Source organism: Salmonella sp. 3C (assembly GCF_025426275.1).
Lineage (GTDB): Bacteria > Pseudomonadota > Gammaproteobacteria > Enterobacterales > Enterobacteriaceae > Salmonella > Salmonella enterica.
In genome coordinates, this window is sequence record NZ_CP104858.1 from 3,419,011 (window position 1) to 3,435,703 (window position 16,693).

The 16,693-nt window shown below is 52.2% G+C and carries 15 protein-coding genes; 5 read left to right on the forward strand and 10 right to left on the reverse strand.

What is annotated here, in order from left to right; all coding sequences use genetic code 11:
• The first annotated feature begins 41 nt into the window (after nt 1–41).
• The 3 genes from rhlE (at nt 42) to ybiB (ending at nt 4,759) form a co-directional block, all read left to right on the forward strand.
• Nucleotides 42–1,403, forward strand: coding sequence for an ATP-dependent RNA helicase RhlE (gene rhlE, locus N7E69_RS16310; RefSeq protein ID WP_000007065.1), 1,362 nt, complete (start codon nt 42–44; stop codon nt 1,401–1,403).
• A 207-nt stretch (nt 1,404–1,610) separates the two neighbouring features.
• Nucleotides 1,611–3,755: an ATP-dependent DNA helicase DinG gene (gene dinG / locus N7E69_RS16315; protein WP_001218635.1), complete on the forward strand. Its 2,145-nt coding sequence runs from the start codon at nt 1,611–1,613 to the stop codon at nt 3,753–3,755.
• Nucleotides 3,756–3,784: 29 nt separating this feature from the next.
• A complete protein-coding gene (gene ybiB / locus N7E69_RS16320; protein WP_000386476.1) occupies nt 3,785–4,759 on the forward strand; it encodes a DNA-binding protein YbiB in 975 nt (324 codons plus the stop codon).
• Nucleotides 4,760–4,914: 155 nt separating this feature from the next.
• Here the strand turns inward: ybiB and ybiJ are convergent, their stop codons facing one another.
• Together ybiJ and N7E69_RS16330 are read right to left on the reverse strand one after the other, a co-directional pair.
• Entirely contained in the window at nt 4,915–5,175 is a 261-nt protein-coding gene (gene ybiJ / locus N7E69_RS16325) for a DUF1471 family protein YbiJ (RefSeq protein ID WP_000849089.1), read from the reverse strand.
• A gap of 284 nt (nt 5,176–5,459) precedes the next feature.
• A complete protein-coding gene (locus N7E69_RS16330) occupies nt 5,460–5,726 on the reverse strand; it encodes a DksA/TraR family C4-type zinc finger protein (RefSeq protein WP_000146332.1) in 267 nt (88 codons plus the stop codon).
• Nucleotides 5,727–5,930: 204 nt separating this feature from the next.
• Between N7E69_RS16330 and rlmF the strand changes: the two genes are divergently transcribed.
• On the forward strand, nt 5,931–6,857 hold the full coding sequence (rlmF, locus tag N7E69_RS16335) for a 23S rRNA (adenine(1618)-N(6))-methyltransferase RlmF (RefSeq protein WP_001275962.1): 927 nt from the start codon (nt 5,931–5,933) through the stop codon (nt 6,855–6,857).
• Here rlmF and ybiO read toward each other — a convergent pair.
• From ybiO to rhtA, 6 genes are all read right to left on the reverse strand, one after another.
• On the reverse strand, nt 6,854–9,076 hold the full coding sequence (gene ybiO, locus N7E69_RS16340) for a mechanosensitive channel protein (protein WP_001267699.1): 2,223 nt from the start codon (nt 9,074–9,076) through the stop codon (nt 6,854–6,856). The genes rlmF and ybiO overlap by 4 nt on opposite strands.
• A 118-nt stretch (nt 9,077–9,194) precedes the next feature.
• Complete coding sequence (gene glnQ, locus N7E69_RS16345; RefSeq protein ID WP_000569093.1) at nt 9,195–9,917, reverse strand: glutamine ABC transporter ATP-binding protein GlnQ; 723 nt, start codon at nt 9,915–9,917, stop codon at nt 9,195–9,197.
• Nucleotides 9,914–10,573, reverse strand: coding sequence for a glutamine ABC transporter permease GlnP (gene glnP / locus N7E69_RS16350; protein WP_001159076.1), 660 nt, complete (start codon nt 10,571–10,573; stop codon nt 9,914–9,916). Before glnP ends, glnQ begins: the two co-directional genes overlap by 4 nt.
• 143 nt (nt 10,574–10,716) lie before the next feature.
• Nucleotides 10,717–11,463 (reverse strand): glutamine ABC transporter substrate-binding protein GlnH, encoded by a 747-nt coding sequence (gene glnH, locus N7E69_RS16355; RefSeq protein WP_000838673.1) that lies wholly within the window; start codon nt 11,461–11,463, stop codon nt 10,717–10,719.
• Between the two features lie 476 nt (nt 11,464–11,939).
• Complete coding sequence (gene dps, locus N7E69_RS16360; RefSeq protein ID WP_000100805.1) at nt 11,940–12,443, reverse strand: DNA starvation/stationary phase protection protein Dps; 504 nt, start codon at nt 12,441–12,443, stop codon at nt 11,940–11,942.
• Between the two features lie 302 nt (nt 12,444–12,745).
• Nucleotides 12,746–13,606 carry a threonine/homoserine exporter RhtA gene (gene rhtA, locus N7E69_RS16365; RefSeq protein ID WP_001119556.1) on the reverse strand — a complete coding sequence of 287 codons (861 nt, stop codon included), beginning with the start codon at nt 13,604–13,606 and terminating at the stop codon, nt 12,746–12,748.
• 353 nt (nt 13,607–13,959) lie between these two features.
• On the opposite strand from rhtA, the gene ompX reads away from it, so the two are divergent.
• The gene (ompX, locus tag N7E69_RS16370) at nt 13,960–14,475 is read left to right on the forward strand and encodes an outer membrane protein OmpX (protein WP_000716763.1); all 516 of its coding nucleotides are present in this window, start codon (nt 13,960–13,962) and stop codon (nt 14,473–14,475) included.
• 61 nt (nt 14,476–14,536) lie between these two features.
• On the opposite strand, the gene N7E69_RS16375 is transcribed toward ompX, so the two are convergent.
• Nucleotides 14,537–16,117 (reverse strand): phosphoethanolamine transferase, encoded by a 1,581-nt coding sequence (locus N7E69_RS16375; protein WP_079945309.1) that lies wholly within the window; start codon nt 16,115–16,117, stop codon nt 14,537–14,539.
• Between the two features lie 264 nt (nt 16,118–16,381).
• On the reverse strand, nt 16,382–16,510 hold the full coding sequence (gene mntS / locus N7E69_RS16380; protein WP_001001755.1) for a manganase accumulation protein MntS: 129 nt from the start codon (nt 16,508–16,510) through the stop codon (nt 16,382–16,384).
• Nucleotides 16,511–16,693: the final 183 nt, after the last annotated feature.

Sequence of the window (16,693 nt, forward strand, 5' to 3'; positions counted from 1 at the left end):
GAAAACTACACCGGCAACGGTCGGGGCGGTCCGGAGTAGTTATGTCTTTTGATTCCCTGGGATTAAACCCTGATATCCTGCGCGCCATTGCCGAGCAGGGTTACCGTGAACCTACCCCTATTCAGCAACAGGCGATTCCCGCCGTGCTGGAAGGCCGCGATCTGATGGCCAGCGCCCAGACCGGAACCGGTAAAACGGCGGGTTTTACCCTGCCATTATTGCAGCATCTGATTACCCATCAGCCGCACGCTAAAGGTCGTCGCCCGGTGCGCGCGTTGATCCTCACGCCAACCCGCGAGCTGGCGGCGCAAATTGGCGAAAACGTCAGAGATTACAGTAAATATCTCAACATTCGCTCGCTGGTGGTATTTGGCGGCGTAAGCATCAATCCGCAGATGATGAAACTGCGCGGCGGCGTGGATGTGCTGGTGGCGACGCCGGGACGTCTGCTCGACCTGGAACATCAAAATGCCGTGAAGCTGGATCAGATTGAGATTCTGGTACTGGATGAAGCCGACCGTATGCTGGATATGGGCTTCATTCACGACATTCGTCGCGTGCTGGCGAAACTGCCGGCGAAGCGTCAGAATCTGCTGTTCTCCGCCACGTTCTCTGACGACATCAAAGCGCTCGCCGAAAAGCTGTTGCGCAACCCGCTGGAAATCGAAGTGGCGCGCCGCAACACGGCCTCAGAGCAGGTAACGCAGCACGTGCACTTTGTCGATAAAAAACGCAAACGTGAACTGTTGTCGCAGATGATTGGCCAGGGCAACTGGCAGCAGGTGTTGGTCTTCACCCGCACCAAGCATGGCGCGAACCATCTGGCGGAACAGCTTAATAAAGACGGTATTCGCAGCGCGGCGATCCACGGTAATAAATCGCAGGGCGCACGTACCCGCGCGCTGGCCGATTTTAAATCCGGCGATATTCGCGTGCTGGTGGCGACGGATATTGCGGCGCGTGGTCTGGATATTGAAGAACTGCCGCACGTGGTCAACTATGAACTGCCGAACGTACCGGAAGATTATGTACACCGTATTGGCCGTACCGGTCGCGCGGCGGCAACTGGCGAGGCGCTGTCGCTGGTCTGTGTTGACGAGCATAAATTGTTGCGTGATATCGAAAAGTTGCTGAAAAAAGAGATCCCACGCATTACGACGCCGGGCTATGAGCCGGACCCGTCGATTAAAGCGGAGCCGATTCAGAACGGTCGTCAGCAGCGCGGCGGCGGCGGTCGTGGACGCGGACAAAATCAGGGGGGAGCGGGGCGCAGTCAGCAGCCGCGACGCCAGGATAGCGGGGCGGCGAAGGCGAAACCAAAACCGCGCACAGGCGAGGGGAAACCCGCGGGCGACAAAGCACGTCCGCCGCGTCGCCCGCGCAGAATCACGCCTGCCCAGTAAATTTTATCCGGCAACATGCCCGGTAGTGCGACGCTTACCGGGCCTACGGACTATGCAAATACGTAGGCCGGGTAAGGTGCTTGCACCGTCATCCGGCAAAATACACATCGCGTTGCGAGCCGCCTTCCAGAACCGGCAAAAAAGGTACTTCCCGCCCCTGAAATGTGCCACAATAGTGGCTGTTTATACAGTACTTCAGGTTTTCTCATGGCATTGACCGCTGCGCTGAAAGCGCAAATCGCCGCCTGGTATAAGGCGCTTCAGGACCAGATTCCCGACTTTATTCCCCGTGCGCCGCAGCGGCAGATGATTGCTGACGTCGCCAGAACGCTGGCCGGGGAAGAAGGGAGACATCTGGCTATTGAAGCGCCGACCGGCGTCGGGAAAACCCTCTCCTATCTTATTCCCGGTATCGCCATTGCCCGGGAAGAGCAAAAAACACTGGTGGTCAGTACCGCTAACGTGGCGTTACAGGATCAGATCTTTAGCAAAGATTTGCCGCTGCTACGAAAAATCATCCCCGATCTGCGCTTTACCGCCGCCTTTGGCCGCGGGCGTTACGTGTGTCCGCGAAACCTGGCGGCGCTCGCCAGTAGCGAGCCTACGCAGCAGGATCTGCTCGCCTTTCTTGATGACGAACTGACGCCTAACAACCAGGAAGAGCAAAAGCGCTGCGCCAGGCTGAAAGGGGATCTTGACGGTTACAAATGGGATGGTCTGCGGGATCATACCGACATTGCTATTGACGACGATCTGTGGCGGCGATTAAGTACCGATAAAGCCAGTTGTCTGAACCGCAACTGTCACTATTACCGCGAGTGTCCATTCTTTGTCGCCCGACGTGAAATACAGGAAGCGGAAGTCGTGGTGGCGAATCACGCGCTGGTAATGGCGGCGATGGAAAGTGAAGCCGTACTGCCGGAACCAAAGCATCTGCTGTTGGTACTGGATGAAGGTCATCATCTGCCCGATGTCGCTCGCGATGCGCTGGAGATGAGCGCGGAAATTACCGCCTCCTGGTATCGCTTGCAACTGGATCTGTTCAGCAAACTGGTGGCGACCTGCATGGAGCAGTTTCGCCCTAAAACCACGCCGCCGTTAGCGAACCCTGAGCGACTTAACGCCCATTGCGAGGAGGTGTACGAACTGATCGCCTCGCTCAATGCCATTCTTAATCTGTATATGCCCGCAGCGCAGGAGGCGGAGCACCGTTTTGCAATGGGCGAGTTGCCTGATGAGGTCATGGAAATCTGCCAGCGACTGGCGAAGCTGACCGAGACGCTGCGTGGGCTGGCGGAGTCCTTTCTCAACGATCTCAGCGAAAAAACCGGGTCGCACGATATTGTGCGTTTGCATCGGGTGATTTTACAGATGAACCGGGCGCTGGGAATGTTCGAGGCGCAAAGTAAATTATGGCGGCTGGCTTCGATGGCGCAGTCTTCAGGCGCGCCGGTGTCCAAATGGGCGACGCGTGAAATACGCGAAGGGCAACTCCACGTCTGGTTCCATTGTGTCGGTATCCGCGTCAGCGAGCAGCTGGAAAGATTGTTATGGCGCAGCGTACCGCACATTATTGTCACCTCGGCGACACTGCGCTCGCTCAATAGCTTTTCGCGCCTGCAGGAAATGAGCGGCTTAAAAGAAAAAGCCGGCGACCGCTTTGTGGCGCTGGATTCGCCGTTTAATCATGTGGAACAGGGGAAACTGGTGATTCCTCAAATGCGCTACGAACCCACCATTGATAACGAAGAGCAGCATATTGCCGAAATGGCGGCCTATTTTCGTGAGCAACTGGAGAGCAAAAAACATCATGGTATGCTGGTACTGTTCGCCAGCGGGCGGGCGATGCAGCGTTTTCTGGAGCATGTCGCTGATGTGCGCTTACTCCTCCTGGTCCATGGCGACCAGCCGCGTTACCGGCTGGTGGAGCTACACCGTAAACGGGTGGAGAGCGGCGAACGCAGCGTGCTGGTTGGGCTTCAGTCTTTTGCCGAAGGGCTGGATCTTAAAGGCGAGCTGCTGACGCAGGTCCATATCCATAAAATTGCCTTCCCGCCGATCGACAGCCCGGTCGTGATCACCGAAGGCGAATGGCTAAAAAGCCTGAATCGTTATCCGTTTGAGGTACAAAGTTTACCAAGCGCGTCTTTTAATTTAATTCAGCAGGTAGGGCGATTGATCCGTAGCCATGCCTGTCGGGGAGAAGTGGTCATTTATGATAAGCGTTTGTTGACCAAAAACTACGGACAGCGTTTACTGAATGCCTTACCTGTTTTTCCGATAGAGCAGCCTGCCGTGCCAGACGTTATAGTAAAACCAAAAGCAAAACCTGCACGCCGCCGACGGCGTTAATGCTGTGAGCACACTTCAAGGAGCTTTCAATGGATTATCGCAAGATCATCAAAGAGATCGGGCGAGGTAAAAATCACGCCCGCGATCTGGATCTGGATACCGCGCGCGGTTTGTATACCCGAATGCTGAATGGCGACATCCCCGACCTGGAAATGGGCAGTATATTGATGGCGCTGCGTATTAAAGGCGAAGGCGAAGCCGAAATGCTGGGCTTTTATGAGGCCATGCAGAATCATACCATCAAACTGACACCGCCCGCAGATAGGCCGTTGCCGGTCGTTATTCCCAGCTATAACGGCGCGCGTAAACAGGCGAATTTAACGCCGCTGCTGGCTATCCTGCTGCATAAATTGGGCTTCCCAGTCGTAGTACACGGCGTCAGTGAAGATCCGACCCGCGTACTGACGGAAACTATATTTGAGCTGATGGGGATTATCCCCACCCTACACGGTGGACAAGCGCAGGCCAAACTGGACGGGCGCCAGCCGGTGTTTATCCCGGTGAGCGCGCTCTGCCCGCCGCTGGAAAAACAGCTGGCGATGCGCTGGCGGATGGGCGTGCGTAACAGCGCGCATTCACTGGCCAAGCTGGCGACGCCATTTGCTGAGGATGCCGCGCTGCGTTTATCAAGCGTTTCTCATCCTGAATATGTTCCGCGTGTGGCGACCTTTTTTAGCCGCATTGGCGGGCGGGCTTTGCTGATGCATGGTACCGAAGGCGAAGTCTATGCCAACCCGCAACGCTGTCCGCAAATCAGCCTGATTGATAGCCGCGGCGTGCAGGTACTGCATGAGCGTCAGAGCGACACGCACGACGAGCCGCTTTCACTGCCTGCGACTAAAGATCCTGAAATCACCGCGCGCTGGATTGAGCGCTGCCTTGCCGGCCATGAGCCGGTGCCGCAATCATTAAAAACGCAAATGGCCTGTTGTCTGGTTGCGACGAGAGAGGCGGCGACGTTAGAAGACGGGCTTGCGCGCGTCGAACAGGCTTTTAGCGAATAAAAAAAGCCCGTCCAGTGACGGACGGGCAAATAAGGGTAACAAACAGGGTTAATGAGGGTTGGAGCAGTGGGTCTGTTGGCAAACAGACGAGGGTAATACCCGTCAGAATTCAAACAACAGCGATGTTACAGCCTGAAATCTGGCGGGCAGGTAAATTATTTATAAATCACCGCAGTGCCGCTCATTTTGTCATTACCCACGGCGGAGGTGATGTTATAAGCGCTTGCGCCAGCAGCGGCGGCTTTTTCAGCCAGTTTAGCTTCCAGGCCATCCAGCGTGGTGGCGCCATCGGCAGACACTACGCCGATTTTATGCAGGTTTTGCGTCTGAGACGCGCTAACCGGTTCTGCGGCAAAAGCGCCAAAAGAAAGGGTGGAAAGCGCGATGGCTGCAACAGCATATTTAATGGTTTTCATGATTAATCTCTCGCAGGTTATTCTGTTTATGGGACGATGTTCCGTCGATGTGATGAGTATCACGGTTTTTTGCGAAAGATAAAATCGAATAGAATTGACGGCCTTGCTCAAAATTTTTGAATGACAAATAACCTATTGATTATTAATTAATTCAACGGTGGAATTTACCGTTCTTGTCATCTGGCTTTACAGAGTCGAGGTTAACGGCACATTCTGCGACGCAGAACGCTAAAAAGCATGAGCGTAAAGGAATGGATGATACTGGCGGTTTCGGTAAAGAAAAGTCAGCGTAACTGGCTGTCTTTTGAACCTCTGCGATTATATCCTGAAAATGTTGCGTTATGTAAATCTTTCTCCTGCTGGCAGGATATGCATAACCGAACGCCCGGTACGGCTTTACGCCGCGCTTCAGGGATAGGGTCGCCGCACGATTCGCATTCATCGCGACTTTCGCCGTGGGGAAGTTCGCCGCGAGCGCGGGCAACGGCATCTTCAATGGTATTGTTGATTTGTTCATTCACTGCGTCGTCATTTGCCCAGCCGGATGCCATCACGCTCTCCTGATTTTAGGGTACCTGAGGTTAAGTGTAGCGCCGTCAGGTGAAAAAATCGCATCGCGCGATCTTTTCAGACCATGAGCAGAACCAATGTCATTCAGATATCCGATCAAACGAGCGAGGCAGGGAATTCGCGGTGGTATATTTACCCCGTGGCGTTATACGGGTATCTTACGCCGCTGCTAAAAGGAGAATGCCATGTCCGCCCAGAAACCGGGGTTACACCCGCGCAACCGCCACCAACACCGTTATGATCTCGCCGCACTGTGTCAGACCACGCCGGAATTGACGTCCTTTCTTATCCGCACGCCCGCCGGTGAACAGAGCGTTGATTTTGCTAATCCGCAAGCGGTAAAAGCGCTCAATAAGGCGTTGCTGGCGCATTTTTATGCCGTTACACACTGGGACATTCCGCCAGGGTTTTTATGTCCGCCGGTGCCTGGTCGTGCGGATTATATCCATCATCTGGCGGATCTGCTTGGCGAAACGACAGGGAGTATTCCGGCGCAGGCAACTATTCTGGACGTGGGGGTGGGCGCCAATTGTATTTATCCGCTTATCGGCGTACATGAATATGGCTGGCGATTTACCGGTAGTGAAGTCAGCGACGCAGCGATGTCCAGCGCGCAGGCTATCATTCAGGCTAATACGGGGTTAAGCCGCGCCATTCGTCTGCGTCGGCAAAAAGATCCGGCGGCCATTTTTACCGGTATTATTCATAAAAATGAATTTTATGACGCAACGCTTTGTAACCCGCCTTTTCACGACTCCGCCGCCGCAGCCCGCGCGGGCAGCGAGCGTAAGCGCCGCAATTTGGGGCAGAATAAAGATGATGCGCTGAACTTTGGCGGTCAACAGCAGGAGCTATGGTGTGAAGGCGGCGAAGTCGCCTTTATTAAAAAAATGATTGCTGAAAGCCAATCCTTCCGCCGTCAGGTGTTGTGGTTTACGACGTTGGTGTCGCGCGGCGAGAATTTACCACCGCTTTACCGGGCGTTGACGGAGGCTGGCGCGGTGAAAGTGGTGAAAAAAGAGATGGCCCAGGGGCAAAAGCAAAGCCGCTTTATCGCCTGGACCTTTATGGATGACGACCAGCGTCGCCGTTTTATCACCCGTAAACGCTAAATCGTCGGTTCGCGCGGCGGCAGTGAATCAGGCGGCGGGCCGCCGGCGGGGGCGGGCAGAACCTGATACGTTTGCACCGGCGCGCGCACATTAGCCAGATCAAAATGCTTTTTCACCTGGCTATCAAGGGCAAAACGCACCGTCCACTGCTTGAGCGGTAGGGTGGTGAACGATACGCGTAAAGTAAACGCCGTGTTCGTTAAACCGACAATACCGGCGAACGTGGGTTCGCCGATAATCAGCCCGCGAATATCCTCCGTCTCCATCAGCGCCGTTACCGCGTCTTTCAGCGCCTGATTCGCTTTATCCGCATCCTCATGGCGATCCACGTCATAGTTGGCGACAACTGAGCCGATACCGCGCACAAAGTTGGCGAAAGTGGTGATCGAGGACCACGGGATAATATGGTATGCCCCGGTATCCTGCCGCACGCCGACGGAACGAATCGACATTCTTTCGACCGTCCCCGTCAGCGGGCCTATGGTGACTAAGTCGCCGGTATTCATCCCGTTTTCAAACTGAATAAAGACGCCGGTAATAATATCTTTCACCAAGGTTTGCGAACCGAAAGAGATAGCCAGACCTAACGCCCCCGCGCCAGCCAGCAATGGCGCGATATTGACGCCGATTTCCGATAACACGATCATGATGGTTATGGTACTGATAATCACTGCCAGCGCATTGCGGAACAGCGTCAGCAGCGTGCGCGTGCGGGCGCTGGGTAGCGGGCGGCCATGAATATCGGAGGCCAGACGATTCTCAATCAGACTGGCGAGGATCGTCCATCCCACGGCGGAGAAGAATAAGATTAACGCGATACGGATAAGGATATCGACCATCTTTTCCCCCGCGCCATAATGTAGCCAGTGCCAGAAATCGAATAGCCCCCAGGCGTTGAGCAACAGCATAACGGCGACGCAGACGGTCAAAAAGCGTGCGACTTTTAGCGCTGAGGAGAGCCAGCCGTTAAGCCGCTTTTGTAATTCCGGGTAGTTGCGCTGCGTATGGGGCGACAGGGTGATGGTTTTCGCTATCCAGCGGGTAAAAATACCGGAGATAAACGCCGCGATGCCAATAATCGCCAGACTGCGCACGGTCGCGCCCATCATAAACTTCAGGCTATTGCCTGGGTCGAATAACGAGAAGAAAAACAGCACGATAAAGTAAGCGCTGGCCAGCCAGTGCCACACCAGCGCAAAGGCGCGGATAAACAGGCTAAAAAAGGCTAATGATCGTTCCGCCAGACTTAATAAATGTTGCGTAATCTCCGCTTTGTTTTTAAAGATCAGGTACAGCGCCCAGATGGTGATGCAGAGCATGATCGCCACATTAGCCATCGCGCCAACCTGAACATTCACCTGGTTGGAAATAATCGGAACGGCAACAATCAGCCCGTAGCCAATCAAGCTGCTAAGGGAACTCATACGGCGATTCCAGTAACGCGCTGTCGCATCCTGAATCGCGAATGGGCGTAACTCCGGTACATTAGGGCAAAAAATAAGCCGCAGAATCGCTTTAAAGAACTCTATTAGCGCGAAGGCATTCAGGAACAGGCTTTGCTGAAAAGCGATAGTTCGACTTCCCGCATGGAAATTATCACTGAGCATCTGACCGATAAATAAGGTGAGCGCCAGTAGCAGGAGGTCGATAATAAACGCGCCGACGATCATCGCCGGGAGCTGTAACCAGTTGCTGCGTTCACGGTTTTTCTTGCGTGCCCACAGGCCCATTTTTCGATATAACGGCAGGGCGCAAAGCCGTATCACGCTATAAAAACCAAATACCGCGACGGCCAGAAATAAAAAGTGGGTTAACGCGTTGGTGAAGGTTTGCGAGTTAAACGGCTTGTGCGGCGCATCGGTGATGTTGCGATAAAGCTGGGCGAAACGGGTAGCGAAAGCATCGCCGTACTGACGGGTAACGGTGGTGACGTTCTCCAGTACCGTTTTCTCATCTTTGGCCGCAGGCGGCGCAAGCGCTGGCGCTGGCTCGGTCGGCGGCGTGGTTGAGGCTTCGCGGAGTTGCGCTATCAATTCGTTACGTGAAGCCTCGTTCTCCAGTACGTCAGCCAGGGCCGCATAGGCCGCTTTTTTTTGTTCAGGACTGGGCTCTGGCGCTGCTTGCTGGCTGGTTGATGTCCCCGTGGTCACGCCGGGTATGGCGACCGCATGGGCAGGTGCGCCCAGTAGACAAAAAAGGATGAACAGGGTCCACCGCATGACTCCTCCAGTGAGAAAAGAGACGCAAAACACTAAGTATAGATGGCGCAGGGGAGGGAAAATGAAATGGGACTATTCCATGATGCCCTTCCTGCCGCAGGGCTGGAAGGGCGATATCTCAGGAGACGTGCTGTAAAAATTCCTGTAAACGTGGGCTTGGCGGGTTTTCGATCAACGCCTGCGGACTGCCATCTTCGGCAATACGGCCTTTATCGATGAAAATCAGCCGTGAGGCGACTTTTTCGGCAAAGCCGATTTCGTGAGTGACAATGACCATGGTCATGCCTTCTTCCGCCAGATCCTGCATGACTTTCAGCACTTCATGGCGCAGTTCAGGGTCCAGAGCGGAGGTTGGCTCGTCAAAGAGCATCATTTTCGGCTTCACTGCCAGCGCTCGGGCAATGGCGACGCGCTGTTGTTGACCGCCGGAAAGCTCGGAGGGGTAGTGATGCGCCCGTTCCGCCAGTCCAACTTTCGCTAACAGAGCTTTCGCCTGTTTTTCCGCTTCTTCTTTCTTTACGCCGCGCACGCGCAGAGGACCGAACATTACGTTTTCGAGCGCGGTCAGATGCGGGAACAGATAAAACTGTTGAAACACCATGCCGGCTTCCTGGCGAATCAGCCGTTCGTCTACTTTAGGATCGTTGACTTTCAGACCATCGACAATCAGATCACCGGAGGTGATCTCTTCCAGTTTATTGATACAGCGTAATAACGTGGATTTACCCGAACCGGAAGGGCCGATAATCACAACCACTTCGCCCTGACGGATGTTTAAATCAATGTTATGTAGCACCTGGGTGGGGCCAAAGTGCTTGGAGACGTTTTTAAATTCAATCACAGGATTTTCATCCTTCTTTCAAGACGACGCAAAATAAAGCTCAGCACCAGCGTAATGATCAAATAGAAGACGGCCACGGCGCTCCAGATTTCCAGGGCGCGAAAGTTACCGGCAATAATTTCCTGGCCCTGACGGGTCAGCTCGGCTACGCCGATAACAATAAACAACGAGGTGTCTTTGATGCTAATGATCCACTGATTGCCCAGCGGCGGCAGCATACGGCGCAGAGCAAGCGGTAAAATAACATGGCGGATGGTTTCCCGGCGAGAAAGGCCCAGCGCCAGACCCGCTTCGCGAAAACCTTTGTGAATGGATAGTACTGCGCCACGAGTAATTTCCGCGATATAAGCGCCGGAGTTAATCATAATTGTCACGACCGCTGCGCTGAACGGATCAATACGCAAATCATTAAATGCCATCGGCAGGGCAAAGTAGATAAACATGACTTGGACAACGATGGGCGTGCCGCGAATAATTTCAATGAAAACCAGGGCGATGTGGTTGGCGAACCAGCCGCCAAACGTACGGGCAAAACCTGCCGCCAGTCCAATAACCAGGCCGCCAGCCAGACCGAGGACCGAGATCCACAGGGTCATTTTAGCGCCCTCAAGCAAAAGCGGAATGGCGGGCCAGATGGCGCTCCAGTCAAACTGCATATGTCGTTCCTGTTACCGTGGTGTAAATAGTCAAATGCTCTATCCGGCGCGGAAATGGCGGAAAGTGTCTTATCCGTCACGGAAAGAGCTGTAGGCCCGGTGAGCGTCCTCACTACCGGGCCACAAGCCAACATCAGGTCGTTTTATTTAGGTTCTGTACCGAACCATTTTTTGTAGATTTCGTTATAGGTGCCATTCTCACGCAGCGTTTTCAGCGCGCCGTTGACTTTCTCGCGCAGTTCATCGCTGCCTTTCGGGAAGGCAACTCCGTATTGCTGTGCTTCCAGCGATTCGCCTACCGCCTTGAACTGGCCGTTGCCTGCGGTTTTGATAAAGTACAGGATGTTCGGCGTATCGTGCAGAACGGCGTCTGCGCGGTTGGTGCCTAATTCCATGTACGCGTTATCAATGTTCGGGAACTGACGCAGGTCTTTGGTTTTGATATTCGCTTTCGTGTAATCCACCGACCCGGTTCCGCTCTTCACGGCAACGACTTTGCCATCGAGGTCTTTAACGCTTTTAATATCGTTATTGTTGGCTTTCACCATCACGAGCAGACCGCTTTTGTAATAGCCATCGGAAAAGTCGATCGCTTTTTTACGCTCGTCCGTAATCGTAATACCCGCCAGCGCCAGATCGATATTTTTGGTTTGTAATGCCGGAATAATGCCGCTGAAATCCATCGGTTTCAGGGTGTAGTCCAGCTTCAGTTCTTTCGCGATAGCGTCCCACAGATCAACATCAAAACCGACGTATTTGTCGCCCTGTTTAAATTCAAACGGAACGAACGCCGTATCGGTTGCCACAACGAGTTTCTTATCCGCGGCGTGCGAAGACACCGCAAAAGCCAGGGTAAGTGCAGCCAGTGAAACTTTTAATAGAGACTTCATAGCATTTCCTTTTCTATCCACGGGGCGATCCCCTGCGAGAACATGTAGCGTAATGAAAAAATCATGCCAATTATGTAACTCATTGTTTTAACAGAAGCGTGAAACATTCCTGTGCACAATAAGTCGGGCAAAACCAGTATGCCGCACCGTTTTGGGGCACTGATTTAGTGCATGAATAACAAAGTAGAGATACAGGGTCTATTTAGCGTAAAAATCGTTGTTAAAACAATCTTTAATTAACGATTGTGTGATGTAATTATTACAAATAATTCACTTTTGTCGGAGGGGAGTACAAGACGTGTGCACTATTTAAGTGCAAAACCCCTGTGCCAGGCAGGGGTATAGGGATGACTTATATACCTGTGTACATCAAGTTGCAGGTGCGTTCGCTTCAGTGACCGACGGAAGTCAGGCTTCTGCGGATTCGCTGCGTTTGTACCTTCCTGCAACTCGAAGTATTCAGGGTAGAGATAGATTTATTCGATGTTGGATTCGATAAACCACAGGAATTTATCGAGGTCGCGTGATGCGGCGGTAAAGATATCGGCAGTGTCTTCATCTTTGGCTTCACCAATAGCTTTGCGAACATCATTAGCGACAACAGCGTAGCGATCGGCCAGTTCTTTTAAGTGATCCTGCACGTTATGGATGTCGAGCGGATAGCTTTTCAGTGGAGTTTTGCTGTTGATAACTTGCGTGGTGCCTAACGCCACACCGCCAAGCTGTACGGCACGCTCGGCCATAGTATCCAGATGATCGGTCAGTGCGGTACGGAAGCCATCCAGCATCTCATGAACGGCAATAAAGTTAGCACCGCGCATGTTCCAGTGGGCCTGTTTCGTGATCAGCGACAGGTCAATGAACTGGATCACCTGACGATTAAGCAACTCAACCGTCGCTTTTTTATCGCTCTCTGATACATCGTTACGGGTATAAAGCAGATTAGACGCTTTTGTTTTTACCAGTTTAGCGGTACTCATAATCTCATATCCTCTTGATGTTTGTGTCCCAGGTAATTAACGAAAATAAGTATAGCACCGGTTTTTAACTTTGCTTTTTTGAATTTACCTATCACTTTAATAGTACAGACAAGATTTAATATTTATTATGATTAAAAATCAATTAGTTAGATGAGTTTGCTGTTTGGTGGGTAATAATTCTCATTTTAATGTAAAAAATGAGAAAAAATATGACAAAAAATGACGAAGTAATAGCGCAATAATAAAAGGTGAATAACGAGGTGATATTCTGCATGATTATGCACATCATGCAGAATAAGAAACTATTTTACGTCAACTTGTTTAATTTGCGGTTCGCGTCGAATCGTTAGGGTAGAACCCATTGAGGCGGCAATGATGGCGCACAGGGCCAGGATTTGTATGCCCGTAAGCGTTTCGCCCAGCGCGGGTTCCATGCTCATCAGCGTACCGAAGGTGCGGGTTGGCAGGCGCGTCAGTGCAATCATTTCCAGTGAATAAGGCAGCGCCGTAGAAAGCACAGCGACCGCTAACCCTAAGGGAAGAATCGACCAGTGCCATAGCGCGTCGCCAGCCTGAACTGCGCCAATCGGCACGAAAATGATGGCGGCAATCAGCGAGCCTACCGCCACCGTGGCCGGACCATGTTCCGCGCCTGCTCGCTGGCCGGTAAGAATATAGACAGCCCAACAGGCGCCAGCGCCGAGCGCCAACGCGGCCCCGGTAAGATCGACGTGAGACATATCTTGCCCTAATGGCAGCAGGAACCAGAGCCCAAGCACAGCCAGTACGACCCAAATAAAATCTACCGGCCGCCGGGATGAAAACAGCGCGACCGCCAGAGGACCGGTAAATTCCAGCGCGACCGCAATACCCAACGGCACCGTCTGAATCGACAGATAGAATAGATAGTTCATCCCGCCCAGCGACAGACCATAAAACAGTAAAGGCAGCCGCTGCTCTTTGGCAAAACGCAAACGCCAGGGTTTGAAAAAGGCGATAAGGATAAGCGTTCCCAACGCCAGACGAAGCGCCGTTACGCCCGGCGCGCCGACAAGAGGAAATAACGATTTTGCCAGTGAAGCGCCACTCTGAATAGAGGACATGGCAATGAGCAAAACCAAAATGGGCAACCAGACTGGTAGTTTACGTGTTGACCCCGGCATCCTTTCTCCTGTCAAAAAATGTCAGTACGAGTAAAGGTGGCAGTGTAATGGAAATTCCCCGGAGCGGTTGAGGATTCGTTGAAAAAAAATTTCCAGGATTCCATAAAATGAACTTAAATTGATGGATAAATAGACTGTTAGTTTAGGAATAATCTGGATGAATGTATCGCGCCACACGCGCATTATTGGTGCAATCAGCCGGAAAAGTGATGTTAATTGAATAAGATAGCGCGATATGGAAACGTTCTGTTACATGAAAGGCGCCCTTAGACACCGTGAATCGCAAAGAGTTTCCCATTAATTTTTGATATATTTAAAACTTAGGACTTACTTGAAGCACATTTGAGGTGGTTATGAAAAAAATTGCATGTCTTTCAGCACTGGCCGCTGTTCTGGCTTTTTCCGCAGGTACTGCAGTAGCTGCTACTTCTACCGTTACCGGTGGTTACGCTCAGAGCGACGCGCAGGGCGTAGCGAATAAAATGAGCGGTTTCAACCTGAAGTATCGTTACGAGCAGGACGACAACCCGCTGGGCGTAATCGGTTCCTTCACCTACACCGAAAAAGATCGTACTAACGGTGCGGGCGATTACAACAAAGGTCAGTACTACGGCATCACTGCCGGCCCGGCTTACCGTCTGAACGATTGGGCGAGCATCTACGGTGTAGTCGGTGTGGGTTACGGTAAATTCCAGACGACCGATTACCCAACCTACAAACATGACACCAGCGATTATGGCTTCTCCTATGGCGCTGGTCTGCAATTCAACCCGATGGAAAATGTTGCTCTGGACTTCTCTTACGAGCAGAGCCGTATTCGTAGCGTTGACGTTGGCACCTGGATTGCTGGCGTGGGTTACCGCTTCTAATCACGTCGGTGAAAATGAAAAATCCGCCTTTCGGGGCGGATTTTTTTGCCTGAAACGTGCATTATTTTAGTGAAAAAATATCGCTGCCCAGATGGTTATAGTCCACTTTCTGTAATTTGAAATTGGTGATATAAACGGGCCCGGCTTTCTGTTCCGAAATAAATCGATAGCGATTTTTGATCTCTTTAGCGCTAATTCCTGTCCATTGCGAGAAAAAACTCAGGAAATCGTTCGCGGAACGGCGAGCTTTAATGATCCGATGCGCTTTACTGTCGCTGGATAGCACCATAAACGGCACCTGGAAGTTTTGCTGGAATTTGTCGTCATGCGCCAGGTACTGTACCGCTTTGCCGCGCTCTTTAAACGCCAGCCCGTGATCGGAGAAATAGACGAGCGAAAAACTGTCGCCGCTATGACGAAGCTGAGTATAGAGCTGACGGAGCAAATCGTCGGTTTGCGTCATGGTGTATAAATAACAAGACGTCTCTTTCGACTGGACAAACGTCGCGTATTTTCCCTGAGTACGGTCGCAGGCCTGGGGATGCGATCCCATTAAATGCAACACAATCAACTGCGGTTGCGTGCGTTCTGTCGCCAATACCTGCGCCGTCATGGTTAACAGCGCGTCGTCGCGAGTATTTTTATCCGCTTCAAAATCGCCGTTTTTCAGGAAATGCGCTTCATCGGCGCGTTTGGCGATACTGGCGATGGCCGTGTCGTATTCGCCAATTTGCCCCTGATTGGAAAACCACCATGTCTGAAAACCGGCGCGGTTAGCCAGCGTGACGAAGTTATCCTGATACTGCGGTTTGTTATCCACCACGCGATTGAGCGTTAAACCAAGCGATTTTTGCGTTGAGCCGCTGGCGGCGATGTAATCCATAAAGAAGTCGCCATTCACATGGCTGGCGAAGGGGGTATTATCCCAGTGGCCGCCGAAAGCGCCCATGGCATCCCGTCGCGCGCTTTCACCAATCACCACGACATAGATGTGATATCTGGGTTTCACCGCAGTAACCGTCCAGCTATCTTTTATGCCGGATAGCTGCGCCATACGGTGCTGCTCTTCAATGACTTCGTTGTTATTGACGATAACGTCTTTGGCGAAGCGAAAAACCGGATAGCCGGTATCAATAACCTTAAAAACGCCGCCCCACGCCAGATTTTGTACCGGCGCGACGAAAAATGCCGCGACGCTAATCAGCAGGCACAGGCTGTCGAGGTTATTCCAGCGCGGCTTGACCTCTTCTTTTCGGCGGCGAAGCGCAATAATACCCAGCGCAAAAATAAAAAGTCCGGTCAGGTAGCTATACCACGGGAAGATGGTCAGGATTTCGCTCGACTCTTCCATATTGGTGGAGTGCAGCGCCAGCAGCGTATTAAAGTTCGGCGCGCCGTAAGCCTGGCCAAAGGGAAAATAGCAAGCAGCTACCAGCGAACAGATGCCGAGCAGCGCTTTTTGTCCGCGGGGCAGGTAGCGCCAGAGCAACAGCAACAGGCAGGTAAACGCCGCGGTATAAAGCAGGCTAAAGGGATAGCCGAGCGCGAGGTTAATCAGCAGCGACTGTAAAAAGTAGAGGCCCGCCCACGGGCTTACAGCCCGACGACGGGCGAGAAGTGAATCGATAAGGGTTGAATTCATATGCCACTATTGCAAAAACGCCATGTGCTAACCCTGGCGCGAAGGGTCATTACCTGCCTGATTATGCGTAAAAAAGGTATTGGGTTCGCAACGGCGAGTCGCAAAATATTCAGGGCTGCCAGAAGATAGAGCGTGCGGGTAAGAAGGTCAACCGCCGGAAAGAAAATGTTTTGCGAAGAGAATAGCAAAACCACAAAAAAACAGGGGAAATGGGCGCCATTTCCGTTGAGGATGCAAAATAAAGCGGCGTACCGCACCGCCGCTTTATTTCGTGGAAGGGTTATCCTGCTCCGGTTTGCCGTTGATCATATCGCACAACATAGAGAGCAGCATTAACCGGACTTTAAAGGGAGAGTGACTGAACACGCGTATACACCTCTTAAATTCGTTCATATAAACCTCCTGATGTTTCTATCCCATCGATCCGTGAGGGATGTCTGCATTACATACAGATATAGCACAGGCTATGTTTTATAGCTATTGCTAAAACGTTAATTTTTTGTGCCCGGACAACTCTGGTTTACAATGAGCGCTCTGTCAGCTGACGCGTTAACGCGTCACAGAAACGAGGAAGCA